This is a genomic window from Bradyrhizobium sp. 132, assembly GCF_023074185.1.
In the GTDB taxonomy this organism is placed as follows: domain Bacteria; phylum Pseudomonadota; class Alphaproteobacteria; order Rhizobiales; family Xanthobacteraceae; genus Bradyrhizobium.
The window spans coordinates 1-1,072 of the sequence record NZ_JADPKY010000049.1; the positions used below are offsets into that span (position 1 = coordinate 1).

General features: G+C 61.7%; 1 protein-coding gene. It reads left to right on the plus strand.

Annotation, left to right across the window (positions count from 1 at the left end; all coding sequences use genetic code 11):
- Positions 1 to 13: 13 nt before the first annotated feature.
- On the plus strand, positions 14 to 1,072 hold a 1,059-nt coding region (locus IVA74_RS08790; RefSeq protein ID WP_346657514.1), incomplete at its 3' end, for an amino acid adenylation domain-containing protein.

The window sequence follows — 1,072 nt, forward strand, 5'->3', positions numbered from 1 at the left end:
GGATGCGGTGGCGGTGGTCTGTGCGGACGAACGCTTGAGCTATGGCGAGCTCAATGCGCGGGCCAACCGCCTGGCGCATCATCTGATCGCACTCGGGGTCACGCCCGGGGATCGCCTTGCGACAATGCTGGATCGCTCCGTCGTCCTGGTGGTGGCACAGCTGGCGATCCTGAAGGCGGGCGGAGTTTATGTGCCGATCGATCGCAGTCTTCCACCAGCGCGACAGAGCTGGATGATGGCCGACTGTGCTGCGCGCCTGGTGCTCACCAACAGTGATGATGATCTGGTCGAGGTGACGATTCCTGTTCTGCCTATTGAGCCGCTCATGACTGGAGCAGGCCTTAGCACCGATCCTGGCTTGGCATTGACCGCCGAGGCTGCCGCCTACGTCATGTACACCTCCGGCTCGACCGGCCTTCCGAAGGGGGTTGTTGTTCCTCATCGTGCCGTAAACCGACTGGTCATCAACAACGGATATGCGCAGTTCAATGCGAGTGATCGTGTGGCGTGGGTGGGCAACCCCGCGTTTGATATCAGTACACTGGAAGTCTGGGCACCGCTGCTACACGGCTCTAGCCTGATCGTGATTCCATACACTGATGCGCTGCAACCAGGGGTGCTGCGCGGCCTGGTTCAGCAGCACCGCATTAGCGTCCTGCATTTGACGGCCGGGTTGTTCAACCAGAGCGCTGCTGATTTGGGCCCGGTGCCGGCGAGTTTGCGGTTGCTATTGGTTGGCGGTGATGCGGTTGATGTGGCGGCAGTCGCACGGATTTTGAGCCAGAGCCGACCGCAACATCTCCTGCATTGCTACGGTCCGACCGAGACGACGACTTTTGCGACAGTCTGCGAGATTACCGCGATTGATGAGACATTGCAGCGGCTCCCCATCGGCCGTCCGATTGCGAACACGCGTGTGTATCTGCTCGATGGCCATGGCGCGCCCGTTCCGTTGGGAGCGGTGGGAGAGCTCTACATTGGCGGGGCGGGGGTCGCGCGTGGCTATCTGAACCGGCCCGAACTGACGGCGGAGCGGTTCTTGGCCGATCCGTTCAGTGGTGAGGTCGGCGCA